Origin of the sequence: Helicobacter cinaedi PAGU611, from assembly GCF_000284635.1 — a bacterium.
Lineage (GTDB): Bacteria > Campylobacterota > Campylobacteria > Campylobacterales > Helicobacteraceae > Helicobacter_C > Helicobacter_C cinaedi.
On the sequence record NC_017761.1, the window covers coordinates 156953 to 179338 of the forward strand.

At 39.3% G+C, this 22386-nt stretch carries 19 protein-coding genes, 1 tRNA gene and 2 rRNA genes; 19 read left to right on the plus strand and 3 right to left on the minus strand.

The window, feature by feature from the left end; all coding sequences use genetic code 11:
* Positions 1 to 75 precede the first annotated feature (75 nt).
* From HCN_RS00720 to HCN_RS00780, 14 genes are all read left to right on the plus strand, one after another.
* Positions 76 to 151: transfer RNA gene (locus HCN_RS00720), tRNA-Ala, on the plus strand.
* 599 nt (positions 152 to 750) lie between these two features.
* A 23S ribosomal RNA gene (locus tag HCN_RS00725) occupies positions 751 to 3640 on the plus strand.
* Between the two features lie 201 nt (positions 3641 to 3841).
* On the plus strand, positions 3842 to 4069 hold the full coding sequence (locus tag HCN_RS10905) for a hypothetical protein (protein ID WP_015453216.1): 228 nt from the start codon (positions 3842 to 3844) through the stop codon (positions 4067 to 4069).
* A 245-nt stretch (positions 4070 to 4314) separates the two neighbouring features.
* Positions 4315 to 4430, plus strand: a 5S ribosomal RNA gene (gene rrf / locus HCN_RS00730).
* Between the two features lie 720 nt (positions 4431 to 5150).
* The gene (locus HCN_RS00735) at positions 5151 to 6569 is read left to right on the plus strand and encodes an O-antigen ligase family protein (protein ID WP_014666250.1); all 1419 of its coding nucleotides are present in this window, start codon (positions 5151 to 5153) and stop codon (positions 6567 to 6569) included.
* A complete protein-coding gene (locus HCN_RS00740; RefSeq protein ID WP_014666251.1) occupies positions 6544 to 7977 on the plus strand; it encodes a glycosyltransferase in 1434 nt (477 codons plus the stop codon). The genes HCN_RS00735 and HCN_RS00740 overlap by 26 nt, the downstream gene beginning before the upstream one ends.
* A 3-nt stretch (positions 7978 to 7980) precedes the next feature.
* Positions 7981 to 9072 carry a glycosyltransferase gene (locus HCN_RS00745; RefSeq protein ID WP_014666252.1) on the plus strand — a complete coding sequence of 364 codons (1092 nt, stop codon included), beginning with the start codon at positions 7981 to 7983 and terminating at the stop codon, positions 9070 to 9072.
* 88 nt (positions 9073 to 9160) lie between these two features.
* Complete coding sequence (locus HCN_RS00750) at positions 9161 to 9871, plus strand: LPP20 family lipoprotein (RefSeq protein WP_014666253.1); 711 nt, start codon at positions 9161 to 9163, stop codon at positions 9869 to 9871.
* A gap of 17 nt (positions 9872 to 9888) precedes the next feature.
* Complete coding sequence (locus tag HCN_RS00755; protein ID WP_002957383.1) at positions 9889 to 10506, plus strand: HP0838 family lipoprotein; 618 nt, start codon at positions 9889 to 9891, stop codon at positions 10504 to 10506.
* A gap of 129 nt (positions 10507 to 10635) precedes the next feature.
* A complete protein-coding gene (gene argF / locus HCN_RS00760; RefSeq protein ID WP_014666254.1) occupies positions 10636 to 11622 on the plus strand; it encodes an ornithine carbamoyltransferase in 987 nt (328 codons plus the stop codon).
* A complete protein-coding gene (locus tag HCN_RS00765; protein WP_002957381.1) occupies positions 11623 to 12066 on the plus strand; it encodes a DUF2603 domain-containing protein in 444 nt (147 codons plus the stop codon). It abuts the gene before it with no gap.
* A gap of 32 nt (positions 12067 to 12098) precedes the next feature.
* Positions 12099 to 13472: an oxygen-independent coproporphyrinogen III oxidase gene (gene hemN, locus HCN_RS00770; protein WP_014666255.1), complete on the plus strand. Its 1374-nt coding sequence runs from the start codon at positions 12099 to 12101 to the stop codon at positions 13470 to 13472.
* Between the two features lie 8 nt (positions 13473 to 13480).
* On the plus strand, positions 13481 to 14794 hold the full coding sequence (locus HCN_RS00775; RefSeq protein WP_002957379.1) for a (Fe-S)-binding protein: 1314 nt from the start codon (positions 13481 to 13483) through the stop codon (positions 14792 to 14794).
* Between the two features lie 128 nt (positions 14795 to 14922).
* Complete coding sequence (locus tag HCN_RS00780) at positions 14923 to 15768, plus strand: cheVAW transcriptional regulator CheP (RefSeq protein ID WP_014666256.1); 846 nt, start codon at positions 14923 to 14925, stop codon at positions 15766 to 15768.
* A gap of 107 nt (positions 15769 to 15875) precedes the next feature.
* On the opposite strand, the gene HCN_RS00785 is transcribed toward HCN_RS00780, so the two are convergent.
* The 3 genes from HCN_RS00785 to glmU are packed head-to-tail and all read right to left on the minus strand — an operon-like array spanning position 15876 to position 17787.
* The gene (locus tag HCN_RS00785; RefSeq protein WP_002957377.1) at positions 15876 to 16238 is read right to left on the minus strand and encodes a hypothetical protein; all 363 of its coding nucleotides are present in this window, start codon (positions 16236 to 16238) and stop codon (positions 15876 to 15878) included.
* A 4-nt stretch (positions 16239 to 16242) separates the two neighbouring features.
* Positions 16243 to 16440 (minus strand): sulfur carrier protein ThiS, encoded by a 198-nt coding sequence (gene thiS / locus HCN_RS00790; protein ID WP_014666257.1) that lies wholly within the window; start codon positions 16438 to 16440, stop codon positions 16243 to 16245.
* Positions 16441 to 16449: 9 nt separating this feature from the next.
* Complete coding sequence (glmU, locus tag HCN_RS00795) at positions 16450 to 17787, minus strand: bifunctional UDP-N-acetylglucosamine diphosphorylase/glucosamine-1-phosphate N-acetyltransferase GlmU (RefSeq protein WP_014666258.1); 1338 nt, start codon at positions 17785 to 17787, stop codon at positions 16450 to 16452.
* An 87-nt stretch (positions 17788 to 17874) separates the two neighbouring features.
* On the opposite strand from glmU, the gene fliP reads away from it, so the two are divergent.
* The 5 genes from fliP to rnhA all read left to right on the plus strand — a co-directional run bounded on the left by fliP (position 17875) and on the right by rnhA (position 22379).
* On the plus strand, positions 17875 to 18699 hold the full coding sequence (gene fliP / locus HCN_RS00800) for a flagellar type III secretion system pore protein FliP (protein ID WP_014666259.1): 825 nt from the start codon (positions 17875 to 17877) through the stop codon (positions 18697 to 18699).
* A 19-nt stretch (positions 18700 to 18718) separates the two neighbouring features.
* The gene (locus HCN_RS00805; protein ID WP_002957373.1) at positions 18719 to 19906 is read left to right on the plus strand and encodes a tRNA (uridine(54)-C5)-methyltransferase TrmA; all 1188 of its coding nucleotides are present in this window, start codon (positions 18719 to 18721) and stop codon (positions 19904 to 19906) included.
* Positions 19907 to 20034: 128 nt separating this feature from the next.
* Positions 20035 to 20865, plus strand: a complete 831-nt coding sequence (locus HCN_RS00810; protein WP_014666260.1) for a peptidylprolyl isomerase — start codon at positions 20035 to 20037, stop codon at positions 20863 to 20865.
* A 1-nt stretch (position 20866) separates the two neighbouring features.
* Complete coding sequence (locus tag HCN_RS00815; protein WP_002957371.1) at positions 20867 to 21961, plus strand: tetratricopeptide repeat protein; 1095 nt, start codon at positions 20867 to 20869, stop codon at positions 21959 to 21961.
* Positions 21936 to 22379, plus strand: coding sequence for a ribonuclease HI (gene rnhA / locus HCN_RS00820; RefSeq protein ID WP_002957370.1), 444 nt, complete (start codon positions 21936 to 21938; stop codon positions 22377 to 22379). Before HCN_RS00815 ends, rnhA begins: the two co-directional genes overlap by 26 nt.
* Positions 22380 to 22386: the final 7 nt, after the last annotated feature.

Sequence of the window (22386 nt, forward strand, 5' to 3'; positions counted from 1 at the left end):
TAGAAGTTAGGCTTTATTGCATTATTGAAACATTAAGTAATGTATTTTAGATTCTATATTTAGTGATGATTGCAAGGGGAATTAGCTCAGCTGGGAGAGCGCCTGCTTTGCACGCAGGAGGTCAGCGGTTCGATCCCGCTATTCTCCACCATTTTGAGAATGGTCTCTAAGCAATGCTATATCAATAAACGATATGAATAGACAATGAGGTGTGTTAAAGGTATGTGAAGTCTAATGCAAGGTTTTACTTCTTTTTATCTTTCTTATCCTTAGAATCTTTAGTCTTTAAGTTAAGAGAGTAGAGAATAAAAAGGAATAATGAGAATTTGTTGGAATCTATTGTATTGCAATGTAAGTTTAATAGATTTTCAATATAACAAAGTAAAATAAGAATATAAGAAAACAGAAGCTTTGCATTAGACTTTAGTCTAAATGTTATTTGAAATTTTATTGTTAATAGCCTAAATAGTAATTAACTACAATTACGCGACATACTTGTCTTATTGAGGCAGGGTTTTATTAGGTCAGTGCAATGTGATATGTTAGAGCTTATGAAAATGGATTCTAAGATAGAGCAGAGTATTAGATTTAAGTTTTGCTTTTGATTTTGGATGAGAAATTAATGTTGTGAAGCAATTTGTGCGGAGACTAGACTTAGTGTCTGTCGCACAAGCAAATTGCGAACTCATTAATTTATCGCCAAAAGCATAGCAAAGAATCTTGCATTCAATAAGGCAGTATCCTTAGAAGTAAAAAGCTTTTAAGGGCAGATGGTGGATGCCTTGGGTGATAGAGGCGATGAAGGACGTACTAAGCTGCGATAAGCTATGGGGAGCTGCTAAGAAGCTTTGATCCATAGATTTCCGAATGGGGCAACCCAATACATAGAGATATGTATTACCTTTAATGGAGCGAACCTAGCGAAGTGAAACATCTCAGTAGCTAGAGGAAAAGAAATCGTAATGAGATTCTCCTAGTAGCGGCGAGCGAACGGGGAAGAGGGCAAACCAGTAGCTTGCTACTGGGGTTGAGGACTGCAATATCCACTTGAATAATGTAGCAGAAGTGTTTGGAAAAACACATCACAGAGGGTGATAGTCCCGTATGCGAAATATTATTCATAGGTAGCAGGATCCAGAGTAGGCCAGGACACGTGAAATCCGGGCTGAAGCCGGGGAGACCACTCTCCAACCCTAAATACTACTATCACACCGATAGCGAACAAGTACCGTGAGGGAAAGGTGAAAAGAACCGCAGTGAGCGGAGTGAAATAGAACCTGAAACCATCTGCCTACAATCATTCGGAGCCCTATGATTTATCAGGGTGACGGACTGCCTTTTGCATAATGATCCTGCGAGTTGTGGTATCTGGCAAGGTTAAGCACACGCGAAGCCGTAGCGAAAGCGAGTCTTAATAGGGCGTTTAGTCAGATGCTGCAGACCCGAAGCCAAGTGATCTATCCATGGCCAAGTTGAAGCGAGTGTAATAGCTCGTGGAGGACTGAACTCGTACCCATTGAAACGGGTTGGGATGAGCTGTGGATAGGGGTGAAAGGCCAAACAAACTTGGTGATAGCTGGTTCTCTTCGAAATATATTTAGGTATAGCCTCAAGTGATAGTAATAGGGGGTAGAGCTCTGATTGGGCTAGGGCTGCTCACCGCGGTACCAACCCCTGTCAAACTACGAATACCTATTGCCTTATCTTGGGAGTCAGGCGGTGGGTGATAAAATCAATCGTCAAAAGGGGAACAACCCAGACTACCAACTAAGGTCCCAAAGTTCTATTCTAAGTGGAAAATGATGTGAAGTTACTCAGACAACCAGGAGGTTGGCTTAGAAGCAGCCATCCTTTAAAGAAAGCGTAACAGCTCACTGGTCTAGTGATTTTGCGCAGAAAATATAACGGGGCTAAGATAGACACCGAAGTTGTAGATTCTATGCTGGTGCATAGAGTGGTAGAAGAGCGTTCGTATCAGCGTTGAAGGCATACCGGTAAGGAGTGCTGGAGCGATGCGAAGTGAGCATGCAGGAATGAGTAGCGATAAAAGTGGTGAGAATCCACTTCGCCGAAAGTCTAAGGTTTCCTACGCGATGCTCGTCATCGTAGGGTTAGTCGGGTCCTAAGACAAGTCAGAAATGGGTAGTCGATGGAAAAATGGGTTAATATTCCCATACCAACATTAGTGTGCGATGGGGGGACGCATAGGGCTAAGTAGCGTTAGCTGATGGAAGTGCTAATTTAAAAGCGTAGATTGAGAGATAGGTAAATCCGCTCTTGTATTCGAAACTTGAATAGCTTGTTGCGATCTTCGGATCAAGATGAGTGCTACTGACGCCGTCGTGCCAAGAAAAGCCTCTAAGTTTAGCTAATGTTGCCCGTACCGCAAACCGACACAGGTAGATGAGATGAGTATTCTAAGGCGCGTGAAAGAACTCTGGTTAAGGAACTCTGCAAACTAGCACCGTAAGTTCGCGATAAGGTGTGCCACAGCAATGTGGTCTCAGCAAAGAGTCCCTCCCGACTGTTTACCAAAAACACAGCACTTTGCAAACTCGTAAGAGGAAGTATAAGGTGTGACGCCTGCCCGGTGCTCGAAGGTTAAGAGGATTCGTTAGCAGTAATGCGAAGCGTTGAATTGAAGCCCGAGTAAACGGCGGCCGTAACTATAACGGTCCTAAGGTAGCGAAATTCCTTGTCGGTTAAATACCGACCTGCATGAATGGCGTAACGAGATGGGAGCTGTCTCAACCAGGGATTCAGTGAAATTGTAGTGGAGGTGAAAATTCCTCCTACCCGCGGCAAGACGGAGAGACCCCGTGGACCTTTACTACAGCTTGGCACTGCCGATGGGAGCATTATGCGCAGGATAGGTGGGAGGCTTTGAAATCTTCACTCTGGTGGAGATGGAGCCATCCTTGAGATACCACCCTTAATGTTTCTGTCTGCTAACTGGCTAGAGTTATCCTCTAGCAGGACAATGCCTGGTGGGTAGTTTGACTGGGGCGGTCGCCTCCTAAAAAGTAACGGAGGCTTACAAAGGTTGGCTCATTGCGGTTGGAAATCGCAAGTAGAGTGTAATGGCATAAGCCAGCCTGACTGTAAGACAAACAAGTCGAGCAGAGACGAAAGTCGGTCATAGTGATCCGGTGATTCTGTGTGGAAGGGTCATCGCTCAAAGGATAAAAGGTACCCCGGGGATAACAGGCTGATCTCCCCCAAGAGCTCACATCGACGGGGAGGTTTGGCACCTCGATGTCGGCTCATCGCATCCTGGGGCTGGAGCAGGTCCCAAGGGTATGGCTGTTCGCCATTTAAAGCGGTACGCGAGCTGGGTTCAGAACGTCGTGAGACAGTTCGGTCCCTATCTGCCGTGGGCGTAGGAGAGTTGAGGAGAGCTGTCCCTAGTACGAGAGGACCGGGATGGACACGCCACTGGTGTAGCAGTTGTTCTGCCAAGAGCATCGCTGCGTAGCTACGCGTGGATGTGATAACCGCTGAAAGCATCTAAGCGGGAAGCCAACTCCAAGATGAACTCTCCCTGAAGGTCGCAGCAAGACTAGCTGCTTGATAGGGTAGGTGTGTAAGCATAGTAATGTGTTTAGCTGACTACTACTAATAGACCGTTTGGCTTTTTATATAAGGATTACTGCCTTATTGAGTGCAAGATTCTAAAAGATTATTGTTTAAGTTTAATTATTCAAGTTTATATATGCGAGTTTATATATGTAGGTAATAGATTTAGAATGAGAAGCTTAGATATAGAATCTGCTTTGATAAGAGGGAAGTGTAATTGAGAAGTGTAATTGAATGGTTAGTTACTAAATACGAAAGAATAACATTGAGACTTTATGTATTATATAGATTCTTAGTCGTTGCATTAGCATATGTTTTTATGCTAATGCAATTTGTTAGAAAATGCGGTAGTGTAAGCAGTGCAAAATCACTTGTGTGGCTATTAACACCATTACCCTATAAGGAAAATGGAAATAAGGACAAAAGAAAATTTTCTTTAAGAGTGTTAAGCTATGTAGAAAATGCTTTTAAATGCTTGGTTGTAGAATCTTAGTCAGTGTGGGTTAAGATTCTAGCTTGAGCGTTTAGTTTAGTATTCATCTCTTTTTTGTTTGTTTCTATGAAGTTTGGCTTTGATTGAGCTTGGCTTAAAAGTTGGGCTTAAGATAGATTCAAACATAAAAATAAACATAGCATAATATCTCTTGGAGCTTGTGTAAGTTTTTAGGGCTACTAAGCTTTACTTTTTTAAATTGTAGAGCTTTAGCTTATTAGTTGATTTGTCTTTATTTCCCTTTTCCTTGTGTTTATAGAGAGAAGGCAACACCCAGCTCCATTCCGAACCTGGCAGTTAAGCTTCTCTTCGCCGATGATACTGCACCTTTCAGGTGTGGGAATGTAGGTCGATGCAGGGATAGGGAGATTCTTCTTTTTACTTATTTTTTACTTCGTTATATAGAATCTTGCTGTTTGCTTTTGGTTGTTTGATTGAATTTGTTTGGTTTTATGGATTTAAGATAGTGTTGATTGATTTGCTACAAAGATTTGGATTTTTAGTTTCGTATTGATTGTTCTGTTGGTTAGATTCCCTTGAGAATACTTGGTTTGAGATTGTGATTAGTTACTTTGGATTTTTCATCTTTATATTTTTTTTGTTAGATAAAATGGGCTAAAATGAGATTGTGATTTGAGATTGAAAGATGATAAGGTAAAATTAGAAAAGGCACAAATTTAACATAGGTTTTAGGCTTTATTGCTCTGTTTGGTTTGTTTATTTGTTACAAAGCTTTTTATTTTACTTCTAGTGTTTTTTATTTGTTGGTTTTTGTTGTTAAGGATTTGGTGCGGTGTGAAGCTTTTTCGTGGTGTGTATGTTAGAATTTGCTTTATTATTGAAATTTAAGTGTAGGGGATAGCTTTTATAGTGATTTTTAGTGGAGGTTTGCTGGGGCGTGTTTGTATTTTTGCTCCTTTTGGAGATTTTATAGCACTTTAAGCTTTAAGAATGTGTGATTTAAATTAAGATTAAAGAGCGGATTCTATTATAAGTTTGACATTGCAATTATAGTAATTGTGCTAAAGTATTTGGAAAAATGGGGTAGAATGGATCTACTAAACAAGCAAGGATAATTATTGTGGGATTTATTAAAAAATATAATCAAGAGATAACTTTAGGGTTATTTTGTGTTGGAATGTTGTGTTACGCACTAGGATTATCTAGTTTTGGCAAATCACTTAAGACACAAATATTCTTTCACATTGGTGGTTTGTTGTTTATATTTTATAACCATCGTTTGTTTTCAAGGGCTTTGTGGAAAATTTTGTCCGTTCCAATTTGTTGTTTTGTCATTGTTTGCTTATTGGGGATTTTGACGATTTTTGATGATGTGTGGGTAAGACAAATATCGGTTGTTTTAAAATCTGTTAATCAGCATATAGTGGGTTATTTTGTTCTGTTTGTTTCTATGTTCTTGTTTGGTATGTATGGAAAAGCTAAGAATGTTTTTTTCTTTTTAGCCGCATTTGTATTATTATGTGTTTTAGAAGTGTGTTCTACCATATGTTTGAGCTTAAAGAATGGCCTTTTAAATACTGATAATATCCCCTTTTTCTTTCAAGTTGTTTTTACATATAATATTTGGCTTATTGCCCCAGCTTCAATGAGTTTGGCCGGTGTGTTTACATTTAAAAAATGGACTTATAAGATCTTAAGTTTTATTGGACTTATTCTAAGTTTGTTTGCGATGCTTGCCAATGGTGAGCGTAGTTTTTTGGTTGCATTTGTTGGTATGTTATTTATTCCTTTTTTTGTATGGCAATACAAACATAAATTAAAAGTGCTATTATTCGTGCTGTGTATTGGTATAACATTTGTAATAGGCTTTTATCACGCATCAAAATCTTTTTCTGATAGGTATAATTTCGCACATATGATTGATAATTTTGTTGTGGTGTGGAATACTAACCCCATAGAAATGGGGCAATATGATAAGCTTTGCTTTTCTAAGTATATTGATTGCCTTCCAGAAAGTCTGGCTCTTGGCCAAAATGAGATGACCTGGGAACACTCCTCTCTTTCTCGTATTAATATGACAAAATCTACACTTTTGGCTGTTGCAGATTCTCCTTTTAAACCTCATATTGTAGGTGTTTTTCAGATTGGTGAGTATTTATGGCGTTATTATAGTCTTAAAAATCATCAAAACAGGTCGTATATAAACTTTGAAAATAATTCAAATAATATGAACATGAATGGCTATAATCACCCACATAATTTTGCAGTAAGTCTGCTTTTTTCTTATGGTGTAATAGGTTTTGTTTGTATTGTGATTTTTCAGTTTTTTTTGCTTTATAGCGGATATAGATGTATGCAAAAGCAAGAATACAGATGGAAGTCATTTTGGGGATTGAGCTTAATTATATTTGTGTGTGGGATCTGTATACAAAGCCTTTTTGATGCGTTGTATCCCCAAATTTTGCAATGTATTTTTATTTGGTGTGGGGTTGTGGTTGGTTTAGGGTGGAGAGATGAAAATCTTACTAACAATCAATGACATAAGCATTACCGGAGGGGCGGAGCGAGTATGTGTGAATCTCGCCAATGCCTTAAGTGAGCTGGGGCATCAAGTGAGTGTTTTAAGCTTTTATAGGGCAAATGCTATTTTGCCCTATAGGCTAAATGAGAGCGTGAATCTCCATATATGGCACAACATCTCCGAGGTGGAGTATGCCAAAAAGCAATGCGGGAATATTTTATCAAAAATGTATTATAAGAATCTGTATAAGTTTATTTTGAGTTTGCAAGTAAGCCAAAGATTTTCTCATTTTGATGTAATAATCAGTAATTGTGCAACCTACACGCCTTTTTTTAAATATTCAAAGACGCACTATTGTCGTATTATTCACTTAAATTTTAGCAAGTATCATTCTCGCAACAATTATTTTGATGTTCTTATTATTCTTTCTTCTGCTGAGCTTTCAACTTGGCAATACTATCACAACAACATCAAAGTTATTCCAAACTTTCTGCCTAATATTTCACAGAAAAACACAGATTCCAATCAGCGTAGAATCATATCCGTTGGGCGTATGGATAGGGGCGATCAAAAAGGCTTTTTAAGACTTATAGATATTTGGGAAAAGGTGCAAGAGAGAATGGGTGGGCTGCGGGGTTTAGGGTGCAAAAATGATGAAAATTTAGATTCTAATCTTTGTTATGCTAAACCTACTTCTTGTCATACTGAGCGTAGCGAAGTATCTAAAAACTTAGAATCAAAAAAAGATATTTCGCCTTTTTCAAAGGCTAACACAATCCGCAAGGATTTTGTCCACACTTGCAAATATGACAAGATTGATAGCCACGAAACAATTTTAGATTCTAAGCAAACCAGTGCGGAAGTAGTTTGCGATGATTTTAAGAGTTGTGAAGCCTTGAGTGCAAGGAGTTTAAGCATAAATGATGAAGCACGAAAGGCAAACTCTCTTAAAAGGGTGGAAACGGCAACGCACAAAAAAAGCTTAGAATCTTGGCAGCTTATCATTGTTGGCAGTGGAGTCTTGCAAGAACAAATAGAATCTAAAATAAAAGAAAAAAACCTACAAGATAGCATTATCCTAAAACCTTTCACAAAAGATGTAGAAAAAGAGTATTTAAGTGCTAGTATTTATGCGATGACTAGTTATGTTGAGGGCTTCCCTATGGTGCTTTTAGAATCTTGCTCGTATGCTTTGTGTCCCATCGCCTTTGATGTAGCAACGGGTCCAAGTGATATTATAGAATCTCACATAAGCGGCTACCTTATAGAAGATAATGACTTGCAGGGTTATGCCGATAAACTTTTTACGCTAATGAGTGATAAAGATAAAAGAGAATCTATGGGATTAAAAGCCAAGCGAAGAGTAAAAGAGAAATTCTCAAAAGAGGTGATTATGCCTTTATGGGAAGAAGTGTTTAGGGGGTAGAGAATGAAGAAAAAGGGAATGGAGAATATAAAATTTTTTATCATCGTGCCAATTTACAATGTGGAATCTTATCTTAAAGAATGTTTAGATTCTATCATTTATCAAACATATACGGAGTTTGAAGCTATTCTTGTTGATGATGGTAGCACGGATTCTAGCTGGGCAATCGCCGAGAAGTATGTCAAGAAGGACTCACGCTTAATGCTTATCCATCAAGAAAATCAAGGAGTATCAATGGCTCGTAATAAGGGGCTAGATGTGGCTAGGCAAAAATCTCTCATACCCCCCCCCCAGCAAGAATCTCACAACACCACAAATAAAAGCTACATCGTCTTTGTGGATTCTGATGATTATTTGGAGCTTAACGCACTGGAGCATATATCAAAAGTTTTAATAAAAGAGAATGTAGATATATTGATTGAAAGCCATATAATAGTCCGTGATGAAAAAGGTGGCAAAAAGTCTCCTTGTGATTTTCGCGTGTTTGCTCCACATATCAAGGGGCGATACACACCTAAGGAGCTTGTAGAAAATATGCGAGGACAAACGCTTATAACTTCAGATTGGGCATTTACTATACGGACTGATTTTCTTTTTAAGAATGGTATAAGATTTATTCCGCATATTATCTATGAAGATGTTCCATTCTGCACGGAAGTGGCGATGAAAGCACAAAGCCTTTATGTTGATGATACTTGTGTTTATAATTATAGACTATCGCCAAATTCTATTATGCGTGGCAGACAGACACGAGACAAGAAAATAAAAATAGCATTTAGTCGTTTTAAGATTCTGCAATATTTTAAGATCTTACAACAAGAAGCGAGAGATAAGGGCAGTATAGAGATTACATCTTTTTATGAAAGCATAATATGTAGTAATGTAAATGGACTAATACGATTTTTGGGTGTTGTTGGCTATGTTTCAGAGCTTGGCTTTACAAAGGCTGATTTAAAGCCATTTTTGCCTTGTATCAAGGGAAAATACCGCTTTTGCTATCATTTTCCTAGAATCTATGCTTTTCCTAAAAGGCTGCGTCTAACATTCCAAGCTTTGTGGGAACGCCTTGCAAGTAAAGTGATGGGTAAAGTATAGGCAAAGCATAGACTATACAAATGCTTAAGATAAATATGGAACACATCTTGCTTTTAGTCCTTATGAAATTTAATTCAAAGGACTGAATATGAAAAATGGTTTGCTTAAGAGTTCAATTGTTGCAAGTTTTGCTGTGTTTGCATTAAGTGGTTGCGGAGATTTGCTCAATGTAGGCGATGCTGGTGGTGCTAATAATGGGCTAATTCCGCCAAGTGCGAGTAATCAGCCGATGTATGCCCCAATCCAAGCTCCCACTTATCCGCCAATGCCCGGATACAATACAAATCCTAATCTTATCTCCAAGCCGACAAGTGGCAATCAAAAGATTAACACGCTTGTGGTGGAGAAAGTTGAAGTGCCGGGTTTAAATAAAGATAACCTTGAGCCAAAGTTTGACAGAGATAGAGATGAGTATATTGGCAGGAATGATACGAATAATATTCCAAACTCTCCAATGCTTACACCTGAAAATGAGATTACTTTAAGTGCGGTTGGTATAGGCGTATCACCTGAAAATTCACTCTCACCTTCACAAGCTTTTGCTATGGCAAAGAGAGCGGCGATTGTTGATGCTTATCGCCAAATCGGTGAAAAAATGTATGGTATTAGAGTAAATGCCCAAGATACTGTGCGTGATATGATGCTTCAAAGCTCAACTGTGAAAACAAAAGTCCAAGCGCTTATCCGCAATGCTGAAGTGCTTGAGACCGTGTATAAAGATGGCTTATGTCAAGTCAATATGGAGCTAAAACTTGATGGTAGAATCTGGCATAAGATTCTCTCAAATGCACGCGCTTAAGGGATTAAGGCAGTGTAATGAATGCAATAGTTGGCGTTTTTAAGCGAACATTTTTAGGGAGCATTGTTTTCTTGCTCCCTTTTCTACACTTTTTTTTACTTGCCCTTTTTCTTGCTTTTTTCTTGGCTTCTTGTGCTTGGCTTGAAAGCTTTGAAGATCCCGATATTAATCCCAATCAACCCCCTGTTTTAGAGCCAACAAAGTTTAAGATTCTGCTGATTGACACTCCACGAGTGAAATTCTATGACTTTGCTTCGTTTAAATATAACAAAACAAGCAAAAAGCTTAATGTTGAGCTATATAAGCTTGGTAAGCCTGTGAGCGAGATTGTCGTTACACCAAAAGAGGTGTGTATGGCAAAGCAATGCACTTCAAAATGGATAGCGGTTAAAAGCTTTTTTGGTGAGGTGAGCTATCCAAATCTCTTTAGCGATATTTTGGCTGCACGAGATATTTTTGATGGCGAGGGCAAACGCGTTTCCAATGACGGCACTCTTTTTGTGCAGTGGTTTGTGCGAGGTGGTCAGGAGTTTTACTATGAGCGGAGTAAAAATAAGGTGCTGTTTAAGAATCTTACTGCAAACATCACCATTGGCATTGAGGATTATATCCCACCGAGCAGTTCTACAAATTGAAATCTTGCAAATTGATAAGCCCACCGATAAACTTGCAAACTCATTCAAAATGTAAGATTTTCTTACCATTTTTGGATACAATCTCCGCTTTCACTAATAAACATATCAAAAGACACATAAGGTAGGTAGATGAGACATTTTCTTACATTAAATGACTTTTCAAAAGATGAGATTCTAGCAGTTACTAACCTTGCTTTGAAACTCAAGCAAGAGCTACGAAATAGCAATCATACGCCTTATCTCAAAGGTAAGATTCTTGCAATGATCTTTGAAAAAAGTTCAACTCGCACACGCGTGAGTTTTGAAGGTGGAATCTACCAGCTTGGCGGACACGGAATGTTTCTTTCCCACAAGGACATACAGCTTGGACGCGGAGAGCCTATCAAGGATACTTCACGCGTGATTAGCTCTATGGTGGATATGGTAATGATGAGAACAGATAGGCACGAAAAATTGCAAGAATTTGCAGAATACTCATCTGTGCCGATAATCAATGGTTTGAGTGATGACTTTCACCCTGTGCAGTTAATGGCAGATTATCTTACAATGCTTGAGTGTGGTATTGCTCTGCCTGATGGGATTCATAAAAATGGGCTTAAAAAGCCCATTGTGGCGTATATTGGCGATGGGAATAATATGGCTCACTCTTGGATAAACTTAGCAGCAATCCTTGGCTTTGAATTGCGGGTAGCTTCGCCGCTTGGGTATTTTCCACGCGCAGATATTATAGAATCTGCCCTTAAAACTTGCAAACAAAGTGGCGGAGCGATACATATTATGCAGGAGCCACAAAAGGCTGTGAGTGGAGTCAATGTGGTGGTAACAGACACTTGGGCGTCAATGGGACAAGAGGAGCAGAAAAAAGAGCGAGAAAAGGCATTTGTTGGTTTTTGTGTAGATGATTCTCTTATGAATCTAGCACAAGAAGATGCTATCTTTTTGCATTGCCTTCCTGCATATCGCGGACAGGAAGTGAGTGAGAGTGTATTAGAGGGCAAACAAAGTCGCGTATTCCAAGAGGCAAATAATCGTCTCCACGCACAAAAAGCCATTATGTTAGCTCTTGTGAAGTTGAATAACTTGCCTCTTGCTTACCCCTTGGAAATGGAGCTATAAATGAAAGATATAAAACAAGATAAATGGCTAGAATCTAAAGAAAAAATTATTCAAGAGAATCTTGGAATCCTGCGTCAGCTTGAAGATGACACAATGCTTCTTGCCATGCAACGCGGGGAGTTTTCAAAAGATGAGTTGTGGTTTTTGCAAGATGAGCAGGGCGAAGAGTATGTTGTTTTCCCGCAAAAACTTTTTGTGCGTTTGCTTTCACGCATTAAAAATATGCAAGAAGAAAAGCTAGTGATGAAGCTTGAAAAAGACATCATCTCACAAATGCCAATAGATCTTGATGATGCGATGGCGGTGGCTACAAATATCTTAGAATCTTTGCGTTTAAAAGATGGGAATTTACCCGAGATAAACACCGCTATTCTTGCTAAAGATATTAAAAAGAAGCACCCAAATTTGTTTTTTGACATTGATTATTTGCGTAAGCCCAGATAAAAAGTATTTAAAAAATAAGAAAAGGATACATTTTGAGCCAAAATATTGACTTTAACGCTTTTGTGAAGTATTCAAAATCCGCTCCGCGTTATACAAGCTATCCCACTGCGGTGGAATTTAGAGAATCTTGGAATGATACAAGTTATAAAGAAGCGTTAAAAGAAGCAGATTTTACTTCTTTGCCCCTTTCACTTTACACGCATTTGCCCTTTTGTCGCTCGGCTTGTTATTTTTGCGGTTGCAATGTCGTCTATACAAGCAAGGAAGAGAAAAAAGAGCGTTATATTCATTACTTGAAAAAAGAGTTAGCCTTACTTAAAGATTCTATGGATACTTCGCGTGAGGTGGTGCAGTTTCACTTTGGCGGGGGGACACCAACATTTTTTAATGCTAAAGAGCTTGAAAGTGTGATTGGACTTATCCGCGGTGTTTTTACAAATTTTGCTAAGAATGCAGAAGTGAGCTGTGAGGTGGATCCGCGGTTTTTTTCGCGTGAGCAAATGGCTGTTTTAAAAGAAAATGGCTTTAATCGTTTAAGCTTTGGGGTGCAGGATTTTGATGAAAGGGTGCAAGAAGCTATACATAGGATTCAAAGCGTTGAGATTGTAAGCAATGCCATTGCCCTTGCGCGTGAGTTTGGCACAGAATCTGTAAATTTTGATTTGATTTATGGATTGCCCTATCAAAGTGAGCAAAGCTTTGCGGATACTTTGCAAAAGGTGGTTGGGCTAAAGCCTGATAGACTGGCGATTTTTAATTACGCACATTTGCCGTGGATGAAAAAAACAATGCGGAAAATTGATGAGACGACTTTGCCAAACCCCGCTCAAAAGCTTGAGATTCTAAAAAATACCATTGCATTTTTACAGGAGCAGGGCTATATGATGATAGGAATGGATCATTTTGCAAAAAAGAGTGATGAGCTGTATTTAGCTAAGGCTAAAAACGAGCTTCGCAGGAATTTTCAAGGCTACACAACAAGGGGCTTTTCGCAAACTATCGGCATAGGGCTTACAAGCATTGGCGAGGGGTTAAGGTATTATTCCCAAAATTATAAAGATATGCAGGAATATGAAAAGGCGTTAGATGAGGGGCGATTACCTGTTGAGAGAGGTGTTGAGCTAAGTGAAAAGGATATTTTGCGTAAAGAAGTCATTATGGGGCTTATGAATAATTTGCGACTTGATTTTAAAGGGATTGAAAAGCGATTTGGGATTGAGTTTAGGGCGTATTTTGCCAATGAATTAGAATCTTTGCGAGAGTATGAAGAGCTAGGGCTTATACAAATCACGCCTTCAAACATAGAGACTTCGCCCACAGGCGGAATGCTTATCCGCAATATCGCTATGGTATTTGATACATATTTACAAAATGATACTACAAAGCGTTTTAGCAAGACAATTTAGGAGCGATAATGCTTGATTTACAAAGTGTGGCAAGTGCGTGTGTGAAGTGTGGGAAGTGTATCCCAAACTGCACCATTTATATGGCTAATCGCGATGAAGTTACCTCTCCGCGTGGATTTTTGGATTTACTAGGGGCGTATAAACGGGGCGATTTGGAGCTAAATAGTCAAAGCAGGGAGATTTTTGAATCTTGCTTCCTTTGCACCACCTGCGTAACGCACTGCCCTTCTAGTCTGCCTGTTGATGTGGCAATAGAATCTGTCCGTGTGGATATTGCGGAAAAATATGGCATTGCGTGGTATAAAAGGGCGTATTTTTACCTTTTGCGTCATCGCAAGGCGGCGGACTTTGTGTTTAGATTTGTGCATTTTATTATGCCTTGTGCGTTTAAGGAAGAAAATGGGCGGCTTGTTAGTCGGCTAAAGTTATTTAAGGGTGTGGATTCTAAAAGGGCTAAACGCTCCGTTTTCCCTGTGTGGAGAAAGTCATTTTTGCAAAAATATCAAGGTGAGATTTTGCCAACTGCCAAAACTGCTCCAAAAAATGCCTTGCAACATAATAGGGTGGCGATTTTTATCGGTTGTTTGAGTAATTATAATTATGTGAGTGTTGGGGAGAGTTTGCTTGAGATTCTAAATCATTTGGGGATTAGGGCGTTTGTCCCGCATTTGCAGGAGTGCTGCGGTGCACCGGCGTTTTTTACCGGCGATGTGAAAAGCGTGGTGCATTTGGCAAAGAAAAATATTGATTATTTTGAAAGTTTTTGGGATAGCATTGATGCGATGATAATCCCTGAAGCCACTTGTGCGGCGATGATTAAAAAAGATTGGCTTCACGCTTTAGATTCAGATTCTACTCTAAAAGATTATGCACAAAGGCTTGAAAAGCTTTTACCTAAAATTTATATGGCAAGTGAGTGGCTCTATCATCATACGCCTTTAAGTGAGATTATTCCACAGAATCTTGCTGGGGAAAGTATCACTTATCACGACCCTTGCCACGCTAGGAAGGTGCTAGGTGTGTATAAAGAGCCACGAGTGCTTTTATCAAAGGGCTTTAGGCTTAAAGAAATGAGCGATTCTAGTAGGTGCTGTGGTTTTGGAGGCATTAGTATGCAAAGCTCACGCTATGATCTCACGCTCAAAGCTGGTGTGCCAAAGGCGGAGATGATAGAGAGAAGTGGAGCGGAGATTGTCAGTGCGGAGTGCGGGGCGTGTCGTATGCAGATTGATAATGTGCTCACACAAATAGATTCTAAAGTGCGTTTTGCTCACCCCTTGGAGCTTATCGCTCAAGCTTTAAAGGGCGAAAGTGTGAAGTGATAAGCTTGTTTTTGTATTTTCTTAAAAAATGAGCAAAATTTTAAACGCATTTATATCGCTTTTTGATATAATCCACGCGTTGCCGATAATATAACGCGATTTAGTTTTTGCTATTAAAGGACGCTTTGATGAATGAACTTTTACTTAAAACGATTGATAATTTGCCCCCATTGCCAGAGACCGTGATGAAGTTGCAACAATATGTGGATTCTTCTGGTTCTGAAGTGCAAGTGCAAGGTGTGGTGGATATTATTTCTAAAGATCCGCTTTTGACTGGGGATTTATTGTGTTTGGCAAACTCGCCTTATTATGGGTTTTCTCGTGAGATTTCCACACTCAATCAAGTGGTGTCCTTGCTTGGTATCAGTAATGTCAAAAATGTTGCTATTGCTAACTCTTTGCGTGGAAGCTTTAAGATAGATGTTTCGCCTTATGGGCTAGATACACAGGAGTTTTTGGGGAATTGTAGCAGGGAGGCGGATTTTATCTCCGATTGGTTTTCGCAAACTGATAAAAAGCTCGCTCAAGTGCTTGTGCCTTGTGCTATGCTTTTGCGTTTGGGAATGATGCTATTTGCTAATACACTTATCCAAAGTGGCAAGGATAAAGAATTTCTAGCCCAGCTTAAAGAAAGTGATTTTGCCGATATTGGTGCGGTTGAGACAGAATTTTATGGGCTAGACCATCTTACATTTTTGGGCTTTTTATTTGATCATTGGAAGTTTGATGAGATTCTTATCCAAAGCACCGCGTATATTACAATGCCCCACACTGCTTCTGATGAAGTGAAGAAAAATGCCTATGCCCTAGCCATTGTCAATAAAGTCTTTGAGCCATATAATGGTGGCAAACCTTATAATATGGAGGACGCTATTGCCCTTATCAAAGAGGCTAAAACACAAAATATTGTTTTTAATATGGACAGATTCTTTGAGATTCTCCCCACTGACGCAAAGCTCAATATCGGTAAGTAATAATCTTTTTTCTTTGATGAAAGTAGATTTGGAATCTCTAGATTCTAGGTTTGCCCTTTGGTTTTGCAAGATTTTCTTACTTTTGCTAAGAGTTTATGCAAGAAAACTCATTCCTTTAACAATCCATTACTAAAGTTTTTTATCCCCTTTTGGAAGACATTTTCGCCTGTGCTAAGGGGGGAGTTAGACAGGCTTGTGTGGCATTGTATGCAGGAGTTAATAAGATAGTGATCTTTAGCTAGGCTTGGAGATTTAATCTTACTTATATCGTGGCAGGCAAAGCAGTCTTCTCCACAACCGCCCATATCAATCTGTGCCATCTTGGCATCGGTGTGGCAGGTTTTGCACTCTAGCATTGGTGCGTGGCGTATGTCATTTTTATAATCTAGCGTTGCGTGGCAACTTTTACAATCCCCAGTGCAAGAGAATGCCACGCTCCACATAAAAACTAGAAATAATGCAGTTCTCATCTTTTCACCCACCACCCACAAAGTCTAAAATCTCCACTTCATCGCCATTTTGCAGCACATACTCGCCCCATTTTTCCTTTTTTAGCACCTGCGTATTCACCGCAATCGCCATTGCCTTATGTGCAATATCAAGCTTTTCTAGCAGAGCTAAAATCGTGCTGGATTCTAGCTTGTAAGCCTTGCCATTGAGTAAAATCTGCATATCCACTCCTTATTTATCAAAAAATTTATAATAACCATCTTTGATATTTTTCTGCGGTGTGCGCGATAGGGCTAAGTCCCCATCTTGCAAATCTTTTGTTATCGTGCTACCCGCACCAATAAGCACATTTGAGCCAATTTCAAGTGGTGCGACAAGCTGTACATCACTGCCTACAAAGACATTTTTGCCAATGATTGTCTTATGCTTTTGCTTACCATCATAATTACAAGTTATCACTCCAGCCCCGATATTGCTCCCTTCATTCGCTTCACAATCCCCCAAATAGCTTAAATGCCCTGCTTTCACCCCACGCAACACACTTGCTTTAGTCTCCACAAAATTACCGATATGTGTGTGTTGTAAATGACTTTTTGGGCGGATATGTGCCATAGGTCCTATATCGCTAGATTCTATATCGCTAGATTCCACCACGCTATGGGCTTTGATATGAGAGTTTATAATCTCGCAATTCCCCAGAATCTGCACACCTTGTTCCACAATACATTCCCCGCTAAACTTCACGCCAGATTCTATATAAATCGTATGGGGCAGGTGCATAATCACGCCTTCTTCCATAGCCGCATCTCTTAATCGCTTTAATATCACTTCTTGTGCCAAGGAGAGTTGGAGTTTAGAATTTACCCCCATAAATTCTTGCTCTTCTACCTGCACTGCCGCTACTTCAACGCCATTTTGCCCTGCATAAAAAATCACATCGGTAAGATAAAATTCCTTTTGGTTGTTGTTATTTTGCAAAAGTGGCAGGTAAGATTCTAAAATATTTTTATGTATCTTATACACCCCAGCATTGACATCTTTGATAGCTAACTCTTCTTGCGTAGCGTCCTTTTGCTCTATAATCTTTTGCACCTTATTATGTCCTAAAATCACGCGTCCATAGCCGTTTGGATTTTCAAGGTGCAAAATACTCATCACAATCTTAGAGGGATTCTCACACAGCTTTTTAAGCGTTTGGCTACGCACAAGGGGCATATCGCCATTAAGGATAAGAATCTGCTCATATTTATACGCAAAGCAATGTTTTGCTTTTTCCCCACTGCCCCCTTGCATAATCGCCCCACCAGTACCCGGATAATTTTCATAATCCTGTATGTGAAAATGCAAAGCCTCGCTTTCACACGCCTTTGGGTAAGATTCTATAATCTTTTCTTTCACTAAAGATTCTTGATGAAATAGCACAATATGCACATCATCGCTCAAATTCAAAGCTTCATCAATGGAATAAAACAGCATAGGCTTACCGCAGATTCTATGAAGTACTTTAGGTAGGTTTGACTTCATACGCGTTCCAGCCCCAGCTGCTAAAATCACCACCGATACACTCATTTTCACTCCTTTTAATATGCTTTTTATGTAATTTTAACACACTAAATCCTATAATACGCCCCTTAAGTTTCATTTTTGGAGTAATTTTTGAAAAAACTCATAGCTATGCTTTTGCTTTGTATTTACTCCCTTGCTTACGCAAATCCACAAAGCCCAGATTCTCCAAACGCTAATCTCACTCCAGCACTTCCAGCCCCATCAAATATCGCTCCGCTTCCTTCGCTGCCTAAAAATCCAGTGTTGCCCTCCGTGGATTTATCGCTGACTGCACCACAAGAGCCAACCGAGCTAGTTGCAACGCTCAATATCGTCCTTATCATCACACTGCTTGTGATTGCCCCTTCACTTGTGCTTGTGATGACTAGCTTTACACGCATTGTCATTGTCTTTGCTTTTTTACGCACTGCTTTAGGTACACAGCAGTCCCCACCAACACAGGTTTTAGTCAGCCTTGCACTTGTTTTGACATTTTTCATTATGGAGCCAGTAGCGACTAAAAGCTATGAAGTTGGCATAAAGCCTTATACAGAAAAGCAGATTTCTTATGATGAGGCGTTTGAACGGGCAATTGTGCCTTTTAAGGATTTTATGATTAAAAACACGCGTGAAAAGGATTTGGCACTCTTTTTTAGAATCCGCAACCTTGAAAATCCCCAAACCGTTGATGATGTGCCACTGACTGTGCTTATCCCGGCATTTATGATAAGTGAGCTTAAGACGGCATTTTGGATTGGATTCTTATTGTATCTGCCCTTTTTAGTCATTGATATGGTGATAAGCTCCGTGCTTATGGCAATGGGTATGATGATGTTGCCGCCGGTTATGATTTCACTGCCTTTTAAGATTCTAGTCTTTGTGCTGGTTGATGGGTGGAATCTGCTTATTGGGAATCTTGTGCAGGGCTTTAAGTAGCTTAGCTTAAGTATTTATTATGAAATGTCAGCACTTTGGGCTATGCGGTGGCTGTGAGCTAGATTTAGCCTATGAAAAACAGCTAGAATCTAAGCTCAAACAAACACAGCAGGAGTTTAGCTCCCTTTTTTCTAGCAATGGTTTTTCTTCCGCAAATCTAAGCGTTCATAACTCGGTGGAGTGGGGCTTTAGAGCAAGGGCGGAGTTTAGATTCTACACAGAACAAAACAGAATCCATTTTGCGATGAGTAATAGAGAGAAAAATCATCGCACCCCCATCACGCAATGCCCAATTTTACTTCCTATAATTCAAAAGGCTATGCCTCTTGTGATTGAAAGTTTAGAAGCAGATGAGACTTTACGCACAAAAGTTTATGCGTGTAATTTTCTAGCAAACATAGAATCACAAGAGATTATCATCTCACTTATTTATCACAAAAGGCTAGATTCTATCTGGGAGCAAAAGGCTCAAAATATGCGTGATAGACTGCATACAGCATTAAATGCTACTGCACATATCATCGGCAGGGCTAAAAATCAAAAGATACTTGTGGGCGATTTTGATTATGATTCTTGTGTGCGTGAGAGTTTAAGGCTTTTTGCAGATTCCAAGCAAAAGCAGAACTATACTTTTTTCAAGCAAGAATCTAGCTTTTCACAGCCTAATCCTTTTATCAATACAAAAATGCTTGAGTTTGTCATCACTCATCTTAAGGCACTCTATCCACAGCCTGATAACGATATGCTTGAGCTGTATTGTGGTGGTGGGAATTTTAGCATTGCTTTAAGCGGGGTTTTTAGGCAGATTCTCGCCACTGAAGTGGTGAAGTCTGCCATTTCACTTTTACAGCAAAATATGGAGCAAAATTTTTGTGAAAATATCACGCCCGTGCGGTTAAATGCCCTTGAAACGCAAGTGGCATTAAGTGGGGAAAGAGAGTTTTTTAGGCTAAGGGGCATTGACATAAAACGCTTTAGCTTTGATTGTGTGCTGATTGACCCGCCAAGAAGTGGGGTAAATGAGCTAAAGATTCTGCATTTTTTGCAACAATTTAACACCATTGTGTATGTTTCGTGCAAGCCACACACACTTTTGCAAGATTTACAAACACTCATACAAAGCCATAATATTTTACATTTTGGACTTTTTGATCAGTTTCCGCATACGCACCATAGGGAATGTATAGTGATTTTACGCCAGAAGTGATTGTTTTACCACTCAATATAACAATATCTCACAAGGCTAGATAAGCTAGAATCTCCCTTGTTGCTTTGGGGTTGCTTTGAATGTGCTAGAATGGCACAAAGTTTTCCAAAGATACAAAAAGGATAGAGATGAAAAAAATTATATGTTTTTTATGTCTGTGCGTGTTGGTTTCACAGGCTGAAATTATCGCAGGTGTGGCGATACGCGTCAATGGACACGCTATTACACTGAGTGAAATCAGCAAACTTCAAACGCAAATGAAAATCTCCAAAAAAGCCGCTATTGATATGCTGATTAATGAGCGATTAAAAGATGATGAGATAGAGCGATTTAAGATTAGCATTGATGAGTTTAAGATTGATGAGGAGATTTCTCAAATCGCTGCAAATGCTAACCTTAGCAAAGACGCTTTGCTTGCTAAGGTTACGCGTGATGGCACGACTTTACAGGAATATCGCAATAAAATCAAAAAGCAGTTGCAAACTAAAGAGCTTATGCAAAGAATCCTTGCTTCAAACATCAGTATTTCAAGTGAAGATGAGCTATTAAGCTACTACACAAAGCACAAAAAGGAATTTTTACTCCCCTCATCGGTGCGTGTGGTAAGATACACAGCACAGAATGAAGGCAATTTACAAAACGCCATACAATCACCAAAGGCTACGATTCAAGGGGTGCAAAAGATAAATGAAACAATCTCGCTTTCTTCGCTTAGCCCACAAATTGCTCAAGTATTTCTTAATACGCCAAATAATGAATTTACCCCCGTGCTTACAACCGGTGGCAACAGCTTTGTGAGCTTTTTGGTCAAGGAGCGTTTGGGCGAGAAAGCTATAAGTTTTGATGAGGCAAAACCACTCATCAATCAAAAAATAATGGCACAAAAAGAGCAAAGTATCATCACTGAACATTTTAATAAAATCCGCTCTAGTGCCAATATCATAACGCTTAGAGAATAATATGCTTCCTTATGCAGACCCACTTTTTGGCATTTTGATTTTTGTTGCCATTGTGGCGAGTGTCGCTTTAATTGATTATGGACGCAATCGTTATAAGCAAAAGCAAAAAGATAAGTCTTTGCAGAATCTTGCCAAGTCTTATGAGTTTGTTGGGCTAACTGAAGGCGTTGAAGAGTTTTTAGCCCTATGTCAAAATCCCATTCCCACATTGCAATTTATCGCAAATGCGTATATCCAAAGTGGCAATACACAAGAAGCGATTAAAATTTATCTTAGCATACTAGAAAATCTTAAGCACTCTCACACGGAAGCAAGAATTGAGATTCTGCAGGATTTGGGCAGGGCGTATTATAACGCCGGATTTTTACAAAGGGCAAAAAGCATTTTTTTAGAGATTTTAAAAAACTATCCTAGAAATCCGCAAGTGTTGCGTTATCTTCTGCGAACTTATGAGAGCTTGAATGAGTATAAAAATGCCATTGACGCACTTGAGTGTATTGAAGAGATTTATGATTGTGCTTCTCCATCACAAGATTATATAAAAGATTCTACACAGGAGCATTTTTTTCATACACTGAGTTTAAACAAAGCCTATTTGTATGCCCTGCTACTTATTAATCAACACAATGTCCCGCTTATAAGCAAGATTCAAAAGCTAGATGAGCTAAAGAGCAAAGAGCCAAAGCTTGAAAAGATGATTTTGCAATATTTTAAAAGCGTGAGTTTTTCACTCTTTTGGGAGAGAGTGCAGAAGAGTGAAAATATCGCAAAATATATTGATATTTTATGGGGGTTTGAGCGTAAAGATGTGCCACTAGAGCAAATCACACATAAGCAGATTCGTGATGTGTATCGGGCTAAAGGGTGGATAGTAGATTCTAAAGTTTGTGATATTTTTGAGCTAGAAAATATGAGAATCTTACATCAGCATTCAAATCTTAAAGCCACACTAAGCTTTGAGTATCGCTGCCATAGTTGTAAGCAGATTTTCCCTTTTGAAAATGCTCGTTGCTCTTCTTGTGGGGAGCTGCTTAATAGCGATGTGATTTACAAAGTCCAAAAGGTAAGAGATGAAGCAAGTTACCCTTTATTGTGATGGCTCATCTTTAGGCAATCCCGGAGCGGGGGGTTGGTGTGGGATTTTATGCTTTAAGGATAAGCAAAAGATTCTAAGTGGTGGAGAGCCATATACAACAAATAATAGAATGGAACTCCTTGCGGTAATAGAATCTCTAAAAGCACTCAAAGAGCCTTGTGTTGTGGATTTGTATAGTGATTCTAAATATGTGTGTGATGGGATTAACTCGTGGCTTAAAAATTGGGTGGCAAAAGATTTTAAAAATGTCAAAAATGTAGATTTGTGGCAGAGCTATTTACAAGTTTCTTCACTACATAGTGTTACAGCCCATTGGGTGAAAGGACACGCCGGACATCCACAAAATGAGCTGTGTGATAGCCTAGCTAAACAAGCGGCAAAAGATGTGATGGCAAAAGATGAAGCAGTAAGATTCTAATAAAAGG